Annotated in this window: 12 protein-coding genes; 9 read left to right on the top strand and 3 right to left on the bottom strand. The window is 63.8% G+C overall.

Going from position 1 to position 17,876, the window contains the following annotated elements; genetic code table 11:
* Positions 1-5: 5 nt before the first annotated feature.
* The 5 genes from AC0L2B_RS07935 (at position 6) to AC0L2B_RS07915 (ending at position 4,884) form a co-directional block, all read left to right on the top strand.
* On the top strand, positions 6-446 hold the full coding sequence (locus AC0L2B_RS07935) for a hypothetical protein (protein WP_473744837.1): 441 nt from the start codon (positions 6-8) through the stop codon (positions 444-446).
* 299 nt (positions 447-745) lie between these two features.
* Positions 746-1,879 (top strand): c-type cytochrome biogenesis protein CcmI, encoded by a 1,134-nt coding sequence (ccmI, locus tag AC0L2B_RS07930; RefSeq protein ID WP_473744836.1) that lies wholly within the window; start codon positions 746-748, stop codon positions 1,877-1,879.
* A 3-nt stretch (positions 1,880-1,882) separates the two neighbouring features.
* Entirely contained in the window at positions 1,883-2,323 is a 441-nt protein-coding gene (ccmE, locus tag AC0L2B_RS07925) for a cytochrome c maturation protein CcmE (protein ID WP_287228810.1), read from the top strand.
* Between the two features lie 105 nt (positions 2,324-2,428).
* On the top strand, positions 2,429-4,420 hold the full coding sequence (locus AC0L2B_RS07920; RefSeq protein ID WP_473744835.1) for a heme lyase CcmF/NrfE family subunit: 1,992 nt from the start codon (positions 2,429-2,431) through the stop codon (positions 4,418-4,420).
* A complete protein-coding gene (locus AC0L2B_RS07915) occupies positions 4,417-4,884 on the top strand; it encodes a cytochrome c-type biogenesis protein (protein WP_473494136.1) in 468 nt (155 codons plus the stop codon). The genes AC0L2B_RS07920 and AC0L2B_RS07915 overlap by 4 nt, the downstream gene beginning before the upstream one ends.
* A 71-nt stretch (positions 4,885-4,955) precedes the next feature.
* On the opposite strand, the gene AC0L2B_RS07910 is transcribed toward AC0L2B_RS07915, so the two are convergent.
* Positions 4,956-5,222, bottom strand: coding sequence for a CopG family ribbon-helix-helix protein (locus tag AC0L2B_RS07910; protein ID WP_473744834.1), 267 nt, complete (start codon positions 5,220-5,222; stop codon positions 4,956-4,958).
* A 185-nt stretch (positions 5,223-5,407) separates the two neighbouring features.
* Between AC0L2B_RS07910 and AC0L2B_RS07905 the strand changes: the two genes are divergently transcribed.
* From AC0L2B_RS07905 to AC0L2B_RS07890, 4 genes are all read left to right on the top strand, one after another.
* The gene (locus tag AC0L2B_RS07905) at positions 5,408-6,937 is read left to right on the top strand and encodes a Do family serine endopeptidase (RefSeq protein ID WP_473744833.1); all 1,530 of its coding nucleotides are present in this window, start codon (positions 5,408-5,410) and stop codon (positions 6,935-6,937) included.
* A gap of 360 nt (positions 6,938-7,297) precedes the next feature.
* Positions 7,298-7,972 (top strand): response regulator transcription factor, encoded by a 675-nt coding sequence (locus tag AC0L2B_RS07900; RefSeq protein WP_023800810.1) that lies wholly within the window; start codon positions 7,298-7,300, stop codon positions 7,970-7,972.
* Between the two features lies 1 nt (position 7,973).
* A complete protein-coding gene (locus AC0L2B_RS07895) occupies positions 7,974-9,443 on the top strand; it encodes a sensor histidine kinase (protein WP_287064264.1) in 1,470 nt (489 codons plus the stop codon).
* Positions 9,443-12,400: a bifunctional [glutamine synthetase] adenylyltransferase/[glutamine synthetase]-adenylyl-L-tyrosine phosphorylase gene (locus AC0L2B_RS07890; protein WP_473744832.1), complete on the top strand. Its 2,958-nt coding sequence runs from the start codon at positions 9,443-9,445 to the stop codon at positions 12,398-12,400. The genes AC0L2B_RS07895 and AC0L2B_RS07890 overlap by 1 nt, the downstream gene beginning before the upstream one ends.
* Before the next feature lie 67 nt (positions 12,401-12,467).
* On the opposite strand, the gene AC0L2B_RS07885 is transcribed toward AC0L2B_RS07890, so the two are convergent.
* Complete coding sequence (locus AC0L2B_RS07885) at positions 12,468-14,795, bottom strand: PAS domain-containing sensor histidine kinase (protein ID WP_473744831.1); 2,328 nt, start codon at positions 14,793-14,795, stop codon at positions 12,468-12,470.
* Between the two features lie 310 nt (positions 14,796-15,105).
* On the bottom strand, positions 15,106-17,751 hold the full coding sequence (gene pepN, locus AC0L2B_RS07880) for an aminopeptidase N (RefSeq protein ID WP_473744830.1): 2,646 nt from the start codon (positions 17,749-17,751) through the stop codon (positions 15,106-15,108).
* Positions 17,752-17,876: the final 125 nt, after the last annotated feature.

Genomic DNA, 17,876 nt, shown 5'->3' with positions numbered 1-17,876 from the left:
TTGGCATGAAGATTCGCGTCGCGCTCGTCTCCGCACTGCTGGTCGTTTCCGGCTGCACGACGCTGGGCAGGAACCCTGGCCCCATGGTGGCTCCGCAGCCGGCCGCAACGCCGCCAAGTGAAGGCAAGATCGCGACGACGGTCATTTCCGCCATGGGCGGCGGCCTCGTCAGCGGATCGATCGGTACCGGCTTGAGCGGCCCCGAAAAGCGCAAGGCGCTGGAGGCGGAATACAGGGCGCTCGAGTACACGGCGAGCAGCCAGAAGGTGACGTGGAAGAGCGATCGGTCGGCGCATTACGGTGAAGTCGTGCCCGCCCAGCCCTATCGCGTCGGCTCGCAGGACTGCCGACAATACACCCATACGGTGTTCACCGGCGCCGCCGGCGCCACCGCGCGCGGAACCGCTTGCCGCAACGCCGATGGCAGCTGGACGCCGCTGACGTAACGACCGGCCGGATAATGCATGTCGCGCAAAAGTGTGCAGCGGTTTTGCGATAACGACATGCATAAAAACAAGAATTCGCGCAAAAGCGTGCCCTCGGGACCTGCCCCGGGGTGTGCAGCGATCTTGCGATGACGATATGCATGAAAACAACTATCTAAGGCGCGTCGCATGACGCCGGTCGATCGCGACGCGCTTTAGGTCCGGTTGACATCAATCAAGGACATGCGACGCATCTGCCGTCAAAGCGTCGCAGGACGCCTGTGTTGGCAAGGCAGGGCTCTGCCGTTATTGGAAGAAGCATGCTGTTCTGGGTCATAGCCGCCATTCTCACGCTGGGTGCAAGCCTGGCGGTGCTGCTGCCGCTGGCCGGCGGCCCGAAGGGTGGGTCGCCAAGCAGCGATCATGACCTTGAAGTCTATCGCGACCAGTTGTCCGAGCTTGACCGCGACGTGGCGCGTGGCCTGATCCAGCCGGCCGAGGCCGAAGAGGCGCGTGCGGAGATCGCCCGCCGCATCCTTCGCCTCGACAATGCCGCCGACAAGGCAGCGGCGCGGCAACCGTCGATGGCGACCAGGCTGGTTGCGACGGCTGCGGTCCTGGCGGTCCCGCTGGTCAGCTGGGGCTTGTACAGCCAACTCGGCTCGCCCGATCTGCCGTCGCAGCCGCTCAGCGAGCGACTGGCCAAGAATCCCGCCGACAGTTCGGTCGACGAACTGGTGGCACGCGCCGAGGCCCACCTTGCCGCCAACCCGTCCGATGGCAGGGGTTGGGACGTGCTGGCGCCAATCTATCTGCGCATGCAGCGGTTCTCCGACGCGGTGACGGCGTACCGCAACGCCATTCGCCTCGACGGCGACAGCGCAACTCGCCAGGCCGGCCTCGGCGAGGCGATCGCCAGCGAAGCGGGCGGCATTGTCTCGGCCGATGCTCAGGCAGCCTTCGAGGCGGCGCTGAAGCTCGATCCGGCGAATCCGAAGGCCAGCTTTTATCTGGCGATGGGCATGGCGCAGGAAGGCCGCATCGAGGAGGCGACGATTGGCTGGCAGAAAATGCTCGCGGCCTTGCCACAGGACTCGCCCTGGCGCGGCGCCGTCGAGCAGGCACTGGCCGAATCCGCCAGGCGCAGCATCGCTTCGGGAGTACCTGCAAAAGGCCCGAACGCCGGGGATGTCGATGCCGCCGCGTCGATGTCGCCGCAGGATAGGGAAGCGATGATCAACACCATGGTTGCGGGGCTTGATGAAAAACTGCGTCAAAACCCGCGCGATGTGAAAGGATGGATGCAGCTTATTCGTTCCTATGTCGTGCTGGGCAAGGCCGATCAGGCGCGCGACGCGCTCAATCGCGGTATCGCCGTTTTTGGCCCCGATAGTGACGAAGCGAAGAAATTCACCGCCTTTGCCGTCTCGCTTGGCCTGACGGCGACGGAGTAAGAAATGACGCGCAAGCAGAAACGACTGTCGGTGATCGCCGGAGGGTTGGCCTTCCTCGGTGCCGCCACCGGCCTGACCTTCTACGCGCTCGGCCAGAAGGCCTCCTACTTCTACATGCCGGCCGATCTGACCACCGCCAGCCTGCAGCCCGGGCAGCGTATCAGGCTCGGCGGCCTCGTCGAAAAAGGCACGATCGAGCGCGGTCAGGGGACCACCGTCGCCTTTTCGGTGACCGACAACCAGAAGCAGGTCAAGGTTACCTACACCGGCATTCTTCCCGACCTTTTCCGCGAGGAGCAGGGCGTCATCACTGAAGGCATTTTTCGCCCGGACGGCGTCTTCGTCGCCGACAGCGTGCTGGCCAAGCACGACGAGAACTACATGCCCAAGGAGGTGGCCGACGGCCTCAAGTCCAGAGGCGTGTGGCAGGAGACCAAAAAGTGACTAAGCAGGTTCCGCAAAAGCCTGCCCTCGGGCTTGACCCGAGGGTTCCCACGATTTTGCGGCAAGACCCTGCGGCAAAGCAAAAACCTGGCGGGCTTGGCCACAATGGTTGAAACCGGACATTTCGCGCTGGTCCTGGCGTTCGCGCTGTCTTTGGTACAGGCGCTGGTGCCGCTGTTCGGCGCGCGTATCAACAGCCAGAAGATGATGGCCGTCGGCGGTCCGGTCGCGGTGACCGGCTTCGCCTTGACCGCTCTGTCCTTCGCGGCGCTGGCGACGGCCTATGCGACGTCCGACTTTTCGGTGGCCAACGTCTGGGACAACTCGCATTCGCTGCAGCCGCTGATCTACAAGATCACCGGCACATGGGGCAATCACGAGGGCTCGATGCTGCTCTGGGTGCTGATCCTGAGCTTCTTCGGGGCGCTCGTCGCTGCTTTCGGCAGCAATCTTCCAGCAACCCTTCGAGCCAACGTGCTGGCCGTGCAAGGCGCGATCGGCGCCACCTTCTTGCTGTTCATCCTGGCGACGTCCAACCCGTTCGCCAGGCTGAATCCGGCGCCGATCGAGGGCCGCGATCTCAACCCGATCCTGCAGGATCTCGGCCTCGCCATCCATCCGCCGCTGCTCTATCTCGGCTATGTCGGCTTCTCGATCTGCTTTTCCTTCTCGGTCGCCGCCCTCATCGAAGGCCGCATCGACGCGTCCTGGGCGCGCTGGGTGCGGCCATGGACGCTGGTCGCGTGGATGTTCCTGACCGGCGGTATCGCCATGGGCTCCTACTGGGCCTATTACGAACTTGGCTGGGGCGGTTTCTGGTTCTGGGATCCGGTCGAGAACGCCTCGTTCATGCCTTGGCTGGCCGGCACCGCGCTGCTCCATTCGGCGATCGTCATGGAAAAGCGCTCGGCCCTGAAGATCTGGACGCTGTTGCTGGCGATCCTGACCTTCTCGCTTTCGCTGCTCGGCACCTTCCTGGTGCGCTCCGGCGTGCTCACCTCCGTCCACGCCTTCGCCACCGATCCGACGCGCGGCGTGTTCATTCTCTGCATCCTGACACTGTTCATCGGCGGCTCACTGGCGTTGTTCGCCTTTCGCGCCTCGAGGTTGACGGCCGGCGGCCTGTTTCATCCGATCTCGCGCGAAGGGGCGCTGGTCCTCAACAATCTGTTCCTGACCACGGCCACCGCCACCGTGCTGATCGGCACGCTCTATCCGCTGGTCGTCGAGGCCGTTTCGGCCGACAAGATTTCGGTCGGCGCGCCGTTCTTCAACCTGACGTTCGGCCCGCTGATGGTGCCGCTCCTGGTAGCGGTTCCGTTCGGGCCGCTGCTGGCCTGGAAGCGCGGCGACATTTTCGCCGTCGCCCAGCGGCTGATGGCGGCCTTCGCCGCCGCGCTTCTGGCCGTGCTGGTGACGGCCTTGTTCATCGACGGCGCGTCGGTGTTCGCAACACTTGGCGTCGGCCTGGCTTTCTGGCTGATCTGCGGCGCGCTCACCGATATTGCCGTCAAGTCCGGCCTTGGCAGTGTCGCGCCCGGCGTCATGCTCAGGCGCTTCGCCGGCCTGCCGCGTTCGGTCTTCGGCACCGCGCTCGCCCATCTCGGTCTTGGGCTGACGACGCTGGGCATCGTCGGCACACTTTGCTTCGGCACCGAGAAGATACTGTCGATGCGTGCCGGCGAGACCGTGCAACTGTCCGGCCACACACTGCGCTTCGAAGGGCTTTATCCGGCCCAGGGGCCTAACTACAGCGAGGATCGCGGCCGCTTCGCCCTGCTCGGCGCCGATGGAAGCACCACCGCCGTGATCACCTCGTCCAAGCGCTCCTATCCGGTCCGGCAGATGACGACGACCGAGTCCGGTATCAAGACGATCGGTTTCAGCCAGCTCTACCTCTCGCTTGGCGACGAGCCGACCGACGGCTCCGTCGTGGTGCGGCTGTGGTGGAAGCCGCTGGTGACGCTGATCTGGGGCGGCGCCCTTGTCATGATGGCAGGTGCTGCGATGTCGCTGATGGACCGGCGGCTGCGCGTCGGCGCACCGTCGCGCCGCCGCAGATCGGCGGGCGCCATGCCTTCGGCGAGCCTGCCATGACCGCAAGAAAAACTTCACTGGCCTCCCTGATCCTGCTGCTGACGCTGTTGTTTGCTGGCGCCGCACTTGCGGTGAAGCCGGACGAGGTTCTGGCCGACCCGGCGCTCGAGGCGCGGGCGCGGACGCTTTCGGAAGAACTGCGCTGCATGGTTTGCCAGAACCAGTCGATCGACGAATCCGATGCCGAGCTTGCCCGCGACCTGCGCGTGCTGGTGCGCCAGCGCCTGGTCGCCGGCGATACCGACCGGCAGGTGATCGATTACATCGTTTCCCGCTACGGCGAGTTCGTGCTGTTGAAGCCGCGCTTCAGCCTGCGCAATGCGCTGTTGTGGGGCACGCCGGTCCTTCTGCTGCTTGCCGGCGGGATTTTCATCGTGCTGACCGCCCGGTCGCGCCGTTCAACGCCTGCGGCCATGCTCACCGCCGAGGAGAAGGCAGCGTTGGACAAGGTGCTGGGTAACTAATTCGGCCCGGCCGCCCCGCCGCCAAGGCCACGGCCGTGTCACGATGTCTCGCGACCAGGTGACGAACCGCTTCAAGCCTTGTCTGCGCGCCTGGCTTCCGACGCTTCGATGATGGCGTCGATTTCCGCCATGGCTTCGTCGTGCGGCACGACACGGCCAGCTGCCGCATCGGCCATGCCGCGTTTGATGCCTTCGATGATCTCAAGCTCGCGATCGACATAGGCCGATATCGCCTCGGCCGCGAGGAAGGATTTGCTGCGCCGCGTGTCGGCGGCGATCCGCTCCAGCTTCAGCTTGGTTTCGGACGAAACCCGAATCGTCATGGCGCTTGCGGTCATGGTGAAAGCCTTGTGCTGAACTGTGTACAACATATGACAACGGGCGGGCGCAACCAAAGGGTTGGTGCCTGCAAACATTACCAAAGTTTCATGCACTGGAAATGGCGCCGTAATGTGCGCGCCTCTATTTCTCTTGGCCGAGGATGCCGACCGAAGCGCATCCCTTGAAAGAGGATACGAGACCCATGAATATTGCCCCCAATTCACATTCCCGCACCCGCAAACGCCTGATGGCTGCCGCCGCATCAGTGGCCATTGCCGGCGCGATCGGCTTCGGCGCGGTTGCCACCGGGACAGCCCCCGTCCTGGCCGAGGCCGTGCGTGTCGAGGCGCCTCAGGTCCCGAGCTTCGCCGACGTGGTCGAGCGCGTTTCGCCGGCGGTCGTCAGTGTCCGCGTCAAAGCCAAGATAGAATCGACCGCTGACGACGGCTCCGACCTTCCCGACGCCTTCGGCAATCTCCCCGACGATCCGCAATTGCGCCGCTTCTTCAGGGAGTTCCGTGGCTTTGGCGATCAGGATGGCCGGGATGGAATGCGACGTTTCGGACGCGGTGACCGCCAGCCACGGCCGGTCGCTCAAGGGTCCGGCTTCTTCATCTCCGAGGATGGCTACCTCGTCACCAACAACCATGTCGTCGGAGAGGGCTCGTCCTTCACGGTGGTGATGCATGACGGCAAGGAACTCGACGCCAAGTTGGTCGGCACAGATCCGCGCACCGATCTCGCAGTGCTCAAGGTCGAAGGCGACGGCAAGTTCACCTATGTCGACTTCGCCGATGATGCAAAGGTTCGCGTCGGCGACTGGGTGGTGGCCGTCGGCAATCCGTTCGGCCTCGGCGGCACAGTTACTGCCGGCATTGTCTCGGCCCGTGGTCGCGACATCGGCGCCGGTCCTTATGATGATTTCATCCAGATCGATGCCTCGGTGAACCGCGGCAATTCGGGTGGCCCGACCTTCAACCTCAACGGCCAGGTCGTCGGCATCAACACCGCGATCTTCTCGCCGTCCGGCGGCAGCGTCGGCATTGCCTTCGACATTCCCGCCTCGACCGCCGAACAGGTCGTTCAGGATCTGATGAAGGACGGCACCGTCCAGCGCGGCTGGCTTGGCGTCGAGATCCAGCCGGTCACCTCCGAAATCGCCGAATCGCTCGGGCTGAAGTCCGATAAGGGCGCTCTCGTTTCCAGCGCCCAGGACGATGGTCCCGGCAAGGAGGCCGGCATATCGGCTGGTGACGTCATCACTCAGGTGGACGGCAAGGACGTCGCTTCGCCGAAGGAACTCGCCCGCCTGATCGGCGCCTACACGCCCGGCAAGCCGGTCGACGTCACGCTGTGGCGTGACGGCAAGAGTGAAACGGTCAAGGTCGACCTCGGCACGCTGCCTTCGAGTGACAAGCAGGCTTCGGCCGACCAGCAGCCTTCGGCTCCGCCAAAGGCCGATACGCTGGCCGACCTCGGTCTCACCGTCACCAGGTCCGACGATGGCAAAGGGCTTGTGGTGACCGATGTCGATCCCGACAGCGATGCCGCCGATCGCGGGATCCAGCCCGGCGATGTCATCACCTCGGTCAATTCGACGGAGGTCAATGGCACCGAGGACGTCGCCAAGGCCATGGCCGACGCGGTGAAGTCGGGCCGCAAGGCGGTGCTGATGCAGATCACCCGCGACGACAGCAACCGCTTCGTCGCGCTGCCTGTCGCCAAGGGCTGACGTTCCAGACTCTTCCGATGCGGCGGTTTCAAACACCCGAGCCGTAGCATGGGAAAGCACGGGGCTTGAATACGTTAGTCAGTCATCGTGTTCCGGCCCAGCGGCAGCGGGCTCCCATCGCCCGCTGCCGCTCGAACAACAGAGCAGTCGCCCAAAGTGTGAAGCGGTTTTGGGATGACGACATGCTCAAACAACAAAGCATGTCGCCCAAATCCGAGGATGCCGGGTCTCGACGCCAATAACATTTTAAAACAAAGACTTACTGCTCGTTCTTGAATCATTTTGTTGGCGATACATCTCGAGGCCATGATGCCTATGCCGACCACTCATTCTTCCAGCGAAATCGCGTATAACGGTCCCATGAAGATTCTCGTCATAGAAGACGATCGCGAAGCGGCCGATTACCTTCAGAAAGCCTTTACCGAGGCCGGACATACCGCCCATGTCGCCGGCGACGGTGAAACCGGCTTCGCGCTCGCTGACTCCGGCGACTATGACGTGATGGTCGTCGACCGCATGCTGCCGCGCCGCGACGGCCTGTCGGTCATCGCCGGTCTTAGATCCCGAGGCAAGACTACGCCGGTGCTGATCCTGTCGGCGCTCGGCGAAGTCGACGACCGGGTCACCGGCTTGCGCGCCGGCGGCGACGACTATCTGACCAAGCCCTATGCCTTTTCCGAGCTTCTGGCCCGGGTCGAGGTGCTGAACCGCCGCGCCAGCGCCAGGGAGGCCGAAACCGTCTACCGGGTCGGCGACCTCGAACTCGACAGGCTGTCGCATTCGGTACGGCGCGCGGCCCGCGAGATTACGCTGCAGCCGCGCGAGTTCCGCCTGCTCGAATATCTGATGCGCCATGCCGGCCAGGTGGTGACGCGCACCATGCTGCTGGAAAATGTCTGGGACTATCATTTCGATCCGCAGACCAACGTCATCGACGTGCACGTCTCGCGGCTGCGCGGCAAGATCGAGAAGGGCTTCGACAAGCCCATCCTGCACACGGTTCGTGGCGCCGGCTATATGCTCAAGAGCGGCTAGCATGGCCCTTTCAATGCCGGCCATCATGAAGACGACGGCAGCGCGGCTTTCGGCGCTCTATCTCCTGCTGTTCGCCATCTGTGCGGTGCTGCTCGTCTTCTACATGACCTCGCTGTCGGCGCGCATGCTGACCGGCCAGACGCAGGAGACCATCAACGACGAGGTGCTCGGCCTCGCCCGGGTCTATCAGCGCGGCGGCTTGCCGCTGCTGGTGCGGGTGGTCGAGCAGCGCTCCCGCCAGCCCGGCGCCAACCTCTATTTGATCGCGGATGCCAACGGCCAGATCCTGACCGGCAACGTGCAGAGCCTGGAACCCGGCGTTCTCGTGGCCGAGGGCTGGACGACGGAGCCGTTTTCCTACCGGCGCTTTGGCGAGGGCGAGCTCGAGCGGCAACGCAACCCGATCGCCGACCCGAACGAGCCCAGCCAGAGCGAAGTCCAGGTCGAAGGCGAGAAGGGCCACAACGCCATTGCCTTGGTGCTGCGCCTGCCCAACCAGATGATCATGCTGGTCGGCCGCGATCTCGGCGAGCCTGAGCGGTTCCGCGCCGTCATCCGCCGCGCCTTGACGTTGGCGCTCGGCATGATGGCGCTTGGCGGAATTTTGATCTGGTTCTTCGTCGGCCGCGCGGCGCTGAAGCGCATCGACTCGGTGTCGCAGGCCAGTCGCCGCATCATGGGCGGCGACCTTTCCGGCCGGCTGCCGGTCACCGGCGCCGGCGACGAGTTCGATCGGCTCTCCGAAAATCTCAATTCTATGCTGGCCAGAATCGCCACGCTGAATGAAGGGCTGAAGCAGGTCTCCGACAACATCGCCCACGATCTGAAGACGCCGCTGACCAGGCTGCGCAACCGCGCCGAGGCGACGCTCTCCGGCAAGCACAACTCCGCCGCCTACCGGCAGGCGCTGGAAGCGACCATCGCCGAGTCCGACCATCTGATAAAGACCTTCAACGCCATCCTGATGATCTCAAGGCTGGAGGCGGGCTATTCCTCAGAAATCACCAGCCGGGTCGATCTGGCTGCTTCCGTGCGCGATGTCGTCGAGCTCTACGAGCCGGTGGCGGAGGAGGCGGGAGTGACACTCGAGACCTCTGTGCAGGACGGCTTCGCCGTTGAAGGCAATCGCGAGCTGATCGGCCAGGCGCTATCGAACATCGTCGACAACGCGATCAAATATTCGACCGATTCGACAGCCAAGCCGACCGTTCGCGTGGCGCTCGATCGCGTCGGCAGCGAAATCAGGCTTTCCGTCACCGACAACGGCCAGGGCATTCCCGACGATGCCGATCGCGCCAGAGCGACCGAGCGTTTCGTGCGGCTGGAGAAGAGCCGCTCGCAGCCGGGTTCCGGTCTCGGCCTCAGCCTCGCCAAGGCGATCATGACATTCCACAAAGGGCGGCTTGATCTCCTGCCCGCCAATCCTGGATTATCCGTCGTCATGAGTTTTCCCGAACGGGAGGATCGCTGATGGCGGTGAAGGCGGCTGCGGAACACACCAACTGGCTTCTGAAGCCGGCGGCAAGGCTCGTGCCTCTGGATCAGAACCGAGCCCGGCGGGAATTGTCGGAGATCGCTTCCGCAGCGCAGGAAGAGGGGCTTGTCGTGCTGGCGAAATTCCTGGCCGGCGAGGGCGCCGTCCAGGAGTTTCTCGCGGCAGTCTTCGACCTGTCGCCGTTCCTGCGCGACACGGTGCGCCGCCGCCCGCAGATCCTGGATGCGCTTTTCGATGAAACCGTCGAGGCGCGGCTGGCGTCGATCGGCGCCGCCATCGGCAAGGCCGCGCGGGCGGAAGCCATCTCTGAAAACGGCCTGATGATGGAGTTGCGGCAATGGAAAGCGGAAGCGCATGTCCTGATCGCGCTGGCCGATCTTGCAGGCGAGGCCGAAACTGCAATCACAGTACGGCGGCTGAGCGATCTTGCCGACGCCTGCACCCGCGCTGCCGTCGACTTCCTGCTTCGCGACGCGCACCGACAAGGCAAGCTCAAACTGCCGGATCTCGAGGATCCGGCGCGCCGGTCGGGCTGGATCCTGCTCGGCATGGGCAAGCTTGGCGCGCATGAGCTGAACTTCTCCTCCGACATCGACCTCGTCGTTTTCTTCGACCCGCAAGCGCCAGCAGTCGTCGATCCGCTCGATGCGACGGAGCTGTTTTCGCGCCTGACCCGCCGGCTGGTTCGCATGCTCCAGGACCGCACCGAACACGGCTATGTTTTCCGCACCGACCTCAGGCTTCGTCCCGACCCCGGTTCGACGCCGCTGGCGATCCCGGTCGAGGCGGCGCTGCGCTACTACGAGGCGCGGGGCCAGAACTGGGAGAGGGCCGCAATGATCAAGGCGCGTCCGGTGGCCGGCGATGTCGCCGCCGGCACTGCGTTCCTGAAGGAGCTCCAGCCCTACATCTGGCGCAAATACATGGACTATGCAGCGATCGCCGACGTCCATTCGATCAAGCGCCAGATCCACGCCCACAAGGGTCTTGGCGAGATCGCGGTGAAGGGCCACAACGTCAAGCTCGGCCGCGGCGGCATCCGCGAGATCGAGTTCTTCGTCCAGACCCAGCAGCTCATCGCCGGCGGCCGCTTCGCCGAACTGCGCGGCCGCGAGACGGTGCCGATGCTTGGCCAGCTTGCGGCACGCGGCTGGATCACTGCCGATGCGCGCGATACGCTCACAAGGCAGTACTGGCTCCTGCGCCGCGTCGAGCACGCCGTTCAGATGGTCGCCGACGAGCAGATCCACATACTGCCGGACGATGACGAAGGGCTCGAACGCATTGCCCGCCTGCTCGGTTTTGCCGATGCGGCGACCTTTGCCGAGGCGTTCCGCGCCGCGCTCCATCAGGTCGAACGCCACTACGCAGCGCTTTTCGAGACCGCGCCCGAGCTTTCGGCGGGCATCGGCAATCTGGTCTTTACCGGCGATGTCGACGACCCCGATACGTTGCAGACCCTGCAGAGATTGGGATTCCAGCGGGCGAGCGACATCTGCCGCGTCATCCGCGGCTGGCATTTCGGCCGCTATCGCGTCACCCAGTCAGCCGAGGCGCGCGAGCGGTTGACCGAACTGACTCCGGCGCTGCTGCAATCCTTCGGCCAGACGCGCCGCGCGGACGAGGCGTTGATACGCTTCGACGAATTCCTTGCCGGTCTGCCCGCCGGCATTCAGCTGTTCTCGCTGCTCCACTCCAATCCGGCTCTGCTGAAGCTGCTGGCGACCATCATGGGCGCGGCGCCCCGGCTGGCCGCCATCATCACACGCCGGCCGCACGTGTTTGACGGCCTGCTCGATCCGGCCCTTTTGACCGAACTGCCGGACCGCGCCTATCTGTCCGGCCGTCTCGCCGCGTTCCTCGAGGGCGACAGGGCCTATGAGGACGTGCTCGACCGCTTGCGCATCTTTGCGTCCGAGCAAAAATTCCTGATCGGCGTCAGGCTGCTTGCCGGCTCGATCGATCCGGCGCGCGCCGGCCGTGCCTTTTCCGATCTGGCCGATCTCACCATCGACGCGGCGCTGCGGGCGGTCATCGCCGAGTTCGCGCTACGCCACGGTCGCATCGCCGGCGGCACGGTTGCGCTGCTCGGCATGGGCAAGCTCGGCAGCCGCGAATTGACGGCCGGCTCAGACGTCGACCTCATCCTGCTCTATGATCACGATGCCGATGCCGAAGAATCCGATGGCGACAAGCCGCTCGCCCCGTCGCACTATTACGCCAGGATGACGCAGCGGCTGATCGCTGCGGTGTCCGCGCCGACCGCCGAGGGCGTTCTCTACGAACTCGACCTTCGCTTGCGGCCGTCCGGCAACAAGGGGCCGGTGGCGACCCATGTCGATGCCTTCAAGAAGTACCAGCGCAAGGACGCCTGGACCTGGGAGCATATGGCGCTGTCAAGGGCCCGCGCGATCGGCGGCGATCAAGCGCTGTGCGCCGAGGTCGAGACCGAAGTGGCACAGGTGCTTGCCCTGCCGCGCGACAGCGCCAAGGTGATGGCCGAGGCGGCCGAGATGCGCGCGATGATCGAGAAGGAAAAACCGCCGCGCGATCTCTGGGACATCAAGCTGATCCCGGGTGGTCTCATCGATCTCGAATTCATCGCGCAGGTGGCGGTGATCACGGGAAAGGTCGAAGCCGGCCGCCGGGTCACCGGGACGGCGGACGTGCTGTCGAGGCTGGCGCCGGATTTCGCCGAGGCGCAGATCAGGCAGGAGCTTTGCGATGCCTATGCGCTCTATCTGGCGCTGACCCAGATGACGCGGCTCTGCCTCACCGGCGTATTCGAACGCGACGACGTTCCGCCGGGGCTTTCGGATCTGCTACTGGCGGTCACCGACCTGCCAGATTTCGGCGTGCTGGAAGCGCACCTCAAGGAGACGTCGCAAAATGTCAGGAAGGATTTTGGCTTTTTGCTTCGTGTGAATGAGTAGTGAGTAGTGAATGGTGAATGGAATTAGATATTCACTACTGACTATTTCACTATTCACTATTCACTATTCAGGCGGCGGCCCTGACCGGCTGCGTCGGCTTCCTGGTCGGAATGCGCACCGACACGATCGTGCCGGTGCCTTCGGTGGAGCGGATTTTCAAGGCGCCGCCCTGAAGCTCGGCCAACGAGCGTGAGATGGCAAGGCCAAGGCCGGAACCGGCATGGCTCTTGGAAAACTGGTTCTGCACCTGCTCGAACGGCCGCCCGAGCTTGCTCAGCGCCTCCTTCGGGATGCCGCAGCCATTGTCTTCGATCGTCAGCACCAGAGCGCTGGAGGTGTTGCGGGCCCTTACCGCAATGCGGCCGCCCTGGCCGGTGAACTTCACCGCATTCGACAGCAGGTTGATGATGATCTGCTTGATCGCCCGGCGGTCGGCGAACAGCGTCAGCGAATCGGGGATGCGTGTTTCGACGGTGATCGACTTTTCCGCCGCCTGCAGCGAGATGACGCGCACCGTTTCCCGCATCAGCGGGCAGAGGTCGATTTCCTCCTGATCCATCGAGAACTGGCCGGCCTCGATCTTCGACATGTCGAGGATGTCGTTGATGACGCCCAGAAGATATTTGCCGCTGCCGTTGATGTCGGTGGCGTATTCCTCGTAGCGCGGCGAACCCAGGGGCCCGAACAGCGCCTGTTCCATCAGTTCAGAGAAGCCGATGATCGCGTTGAGCGGCGTGCGCAATTCATGCGACATGTTGGCCAGGAACTCGGATTTGGCCCGGTTCGCGGCCTCGGCGCGCTCGGTTTCCTTCATGTATTTGTGATTGAGCTCGACCAGTTCGCGCGACCGCTCTTCCTCTGCCCGGCGGGCAAGGCTGAGGTCATGGATCGTCGCCATCAGCCGGCGCTCGCTGTCGACCAGCTTCTCCTGGTGCAGCTTGATCTGGGTGATGTCGGAGCCGACCGAGACGGTGCCGCCGTCCCTGGTCCGCAATTCGTTCACCTGCAGCCAGCGGCCATCGGCAAGCTGCCGCTCGAAGGTCACGCCGCCTTGCTGCCCGTTGGTGTTGGCAAGCCGGCGCTCCGAAGCGAAGGCAAGCATGCGATCTTCGAGAACGGCGCGCGAGGCGCCCGGCATCACGTCGCGATCCGACAGGCCGTTGTCCTGCTGGTACTTGGAATTGCACATGATCAGGCGCTGGGCCGAATCCCAGAGCACGAAGGATTCGTTGATGTTTTCGATGGCCGTTCGCAGGCGAAGATCCGCGGCCTCGGAGCGCAGCGCCAAATGCCGCTGCTCGGTGACGTCGACGGCGATGCCGATCAACTGGATCTCTGGCGCTTCCGGGTCGATCACCTGCGCTCTTGCGCGCATCCACACCCATTGTCCGTCGGCGTGGCGCATCCGGAACACTTGGTCGATGTGGTCGATCTCACGTGCGACGATCCTGTTGGCGAGTTGGAATAGGTCGCCGTCCTCGGGATGGATGATCCCGTCGACCTCGCCGAACGACAGCATCGTGTCGCAGGGCTCATAGCCCAGCATGTCGTACATCGAACGCGACCAGTACATCTTGCCGCGAACCATGTCCCAGTCCCACAAGCCGCAGCGGCCGCGCACCAGCGCCATGTCGATGCGCTGGTGCGCTTCGAGATAAATGCGGTCGGCGGTCTGGGCGCGCGCCGCCTGGCCGAAATAGGCATAGAGGACGATGATCAGCACGCCGGCCGTCAGCACGAACAGCGTGACGTTGAGCGAAACGGTCTTGCGCCACGTGTCGAAGACCGCATCCTGCGGAACGAGCGCTGCGGCAGCACCATTCCTGCCATTTGCCAGGCTCACCGCGGCATACCAGTCCTGGCCGCCGATGCTGACCTCCATCACCCCGGCGCGGTCACCGAACATGAACAGCGGTTGACCGCCCTGGGCGATGGCGTCAAGCGACCGCCCTTCCCAGCCCGTCGATTGCGGTGTCACGGCAACGATCTTGAACGCGCTGTCGGTGACCGCAAGCACGTGGCTTCGGCCCATGGCGCCCTGACGGCTGATGCCCTCCAACAAGTCCTGCGTCGCGCCAGGCGTCGAGGCCATGTTCACATCGACGCTGATCGAACTGGCCAGTTGGCCCGCCGCGAGCGAGAGGATCGCCTTGGCGTCGCGTTCCACGTCGTCGCGCTCGTGCATCAGCGACAGGAACCGCAGTGCCGCGATGACAATCAGGAAAATGATGATGAGGGCCGGTATCGATCGGCGCAGCAATGGCTCGGCTGCCAGAAGCCGTCGGTACGCGGGTTCGGCGATCAGCCGCGCATTGCCGGCGAGACCGTCGCTTCCCGCCTCACGCTGCTCAAAACCCGTCCCTCCGGGCGCGCCCCACGCGTCCGCCTTCGCCATAAATGGCTCTCCCCGATCTTAAATCTGCTTGACGATCCGGCGACGCCGCACTTCCGAATCTGCAGCTAAAGAATCAAAGGTGATTCGGCTTGTCCATAGGCGCAGCGAAAAAAGATTAAAAATCGACTAAAATAATGGCTTTATGGGCGGACTTCCCTTCTCCCCTTGTGGGAGATGGTGGCCGAGCGAAGCTCGGTCGGAAGAGGGGTGCTCCAGCTTGGCACCGACAGCACTCCGTCCAACACCCCTCATCCGTCTCGGCGCTCCGCGCCGATCCACCTTCTCCCACAAGGGGAGAAGGGAAGGACCATTACGCCAGCGTGCGCTCAATGATGTCGCGCAAATCGGCCGACAGGTTCTCGGTATTGGCAATCGAAAGCAGCGCTTCCCTTGCCTTGCCCTGCCGGGCAGGTTCCAGCGAGCGCCATGATCTGAGTGCCGTCGCCAGCCTGGCGGCCAATTGCGGGTTGCGCTTTTCGACCTGCAGGACCGTTTCGACGAAAAACCGGTAGCCTTCGCCATCGGCGCGATGGAAGCCGGTCTGGTTGGCGCTGGAAAACGTGCCGACGAGCGAGCGCACCCGGTTCGGGTTGGCCATTGAGAAGGCCGGGTGGCTGGTCAGGGCGCGCACTGCATGAATGGTTTGCGGGCCCGGCACGCTGGCCTGGATATGGAACCATTTGTCCATCACCAGCGGGTCGGTCGCATATTTCGCTTCGAACTCCGCCAGCGCCTTGACCGTCTCGGGCGAACCGTTATGGCGCAGCGCAAGCACGCTCAATGCGGCGGCGCGGTCGGTCATGTTGGTCGCGGACTGGAAATGCCGGGCCGCAAGCGCCGCACCTCCATGCAGCAGCGAAAGATAGTCGAGCAAGGTGTTGCGCAGCGCCCGGCGACCGGCGCTTACCGCATCAGGACTGAAAGCGTCCTTGTCGGTCAGTCGATCGTAGAGGTCGGAGAATATCTCGCGATTCGCCTCGGCGATCGCGACCGTCAGCGCCTTGCGGGCCGAGAAAATAGCATCGGGGTCGATGTTCTTGCCGATGTCACGGGCGATATCGGCTTCGCTCGGAAGCGCCAGAGCCAGCGCCCGATAGGCCGGTTCGAGTGTCTCGTCGCCGGCTATTTTGCCGGCAAGCTCGATCAATCGCGATGCGAAACCGGGCTGCTTGCCGTCAAGGGCCTGGCGGAAGGCGGATATCAGAGCCTCGGTCAAAAGCGTGTTGAACGCCTGCCAGCGCGAGAAGGTATCGTTGTCATGGCCAGCAAGGAAGAACTGATCGTCGGCCCTCTGCTCGACGGAAAGCGTCACCGGCGCCGAGAAGCCGCGGTTGAGCGACATCGCCGGGCGCTCAGCGACGCCCGAGAAGCGCACCATGTGCCGGCGCTTGCGGATATGGATGACGCCGTCCTCGACGCTGGCGCCCTCGACGCCGCCATATTCCATCGCTTTGCCGTCGGTGCCGACCAGGCTGAAGGCCAGCGGAATATGCATCAGCCGCTTGCGGCTTTCGGACGGCGTTGGCGGCACCGACTGTTCGATCTCGAGCGTGAATTCCTGGGCCGCCGCATTGTGCGTCGAACTGATGGTCAGATTGGGCGTGCCGGCCTGATGGTACCACAGCGAAAATTGCGCGAGGTCGCGCCCGGACACATCCTCGAACACCTTGATGAAGTCCTCGATGGTTGCAGCCTCGCCGTCATGGCGCTCGAAATAGAGATCCATGCCGGCCCGGAACGTCTCGGCGCCGAGAATGGTGCGGATCATGCGCACCACTTCCGAGCCCTTTTCGTAGACTGTCGCCGTGTAGAAATTATTGATCTCGCGGTAGCGGCGCGGTCGCACCGGATGCGCCAGCGGTCCCTGGTCTTCGGGAAACTGATGTGCCTTGAGCGTGCGCACTTCGGCAATGCGTTTCACCGCTCGCGAGCGTTGGTCGGCGGAGAATTCGTGATCGCGGAAAACCGTCAGGCCTTCCTTCAGGCAAAGCTGGAACCAGTCGCGGCAAGTGATTCTGTTGCCGGTCCAATTGTGGAAATACTCATGCGCGATGATCGCCTCGATATTGGCGAAATCGGCGTCCGTTGCGGTCTCCTGGTCGGCCAGCACATACTTGTCGTTGAAGATGTTGAGGCCCTTGTTCTCCATCGCGCCCATGTTGAAGTCGGACACGGCGACGATGTTGAAGACGTCGAGGTCGTATTCGCGGCCGAACGCTTCCTCGTCCCATTTCATCGACCGTTTCAGGGCGTCCATGGCGTAGCCGGCGAGCCGCTCCTTGCCCGGCTCGACAAAGATGCCGAGCTCGACCTGGCGGCCGGACAATGTGACGAAGCTGTCCGCGACCTTGCCGAGAGCCCCCGCCACCAGGGCGAACAGATAGGACGGCTTGGGGAAGGGGTCGTGCCAGACTGCATAGTGCCAGCCGTCGGCAAGTTCGCCGCTGCCAGCCGGGTTGCCGTTGGAAAGAAGCAGTGGCGCCTCGTGGTGCGGCGCCTCGATGCGCACCGTATAGACCGACAGGATATCCGGACGGTCGAGAAAATAGGTGATGCGCCGAAAGCCCTCGGCCTCGCATTGCGTGCAATAGACGTTGCTCGAGCGATAGAGGCCCATCAGGGTTTCGTTGTGCGCCGGCGCCAGCTCGGTTTCGATCAGGACCTGGAAGCGGGCTGCTGTAGGCGGCGTGGTGATCGTCAACTGATCGGGCGTGGCGAAAAAATCGGTCGGCGCGAGTGTCTGGCCGTCGATTGCGATGCGGCCGAGTGTCAGGCCATCGCCGTCCAGCACCAGCGGCACTGACGCCGCGACGCCATCACGGCGCTCGACCGTCAGCACGGCGATGACGCGCGTGGCTTCCGGCGACAGCCGGAAAGTCAAGCCGGTTTCCGGAATGAGATAGTCGGTGGGGCGATAGTCTTCGAGCTTGAAGACCTGGCCGGTGTCCGTGCGCATTCCGTTGGTTTTCCTGTCGATTTCCGCAGCGGCAGGTGGATCCGCTGGTCGAAGAAATGTGAAGCACGCGCTCTTTACACGAAACCGTCACTCGACAAAACTGGCGCAGCGCCTATTTCAGGCAC

The sequence above is a fragment of the Mesorhizobium sp. WSM4815 genome, from assembly GCF_055811575.1.
This window is presented reverse-complemented; position numbering and strand designations above follow the sequence as displayed.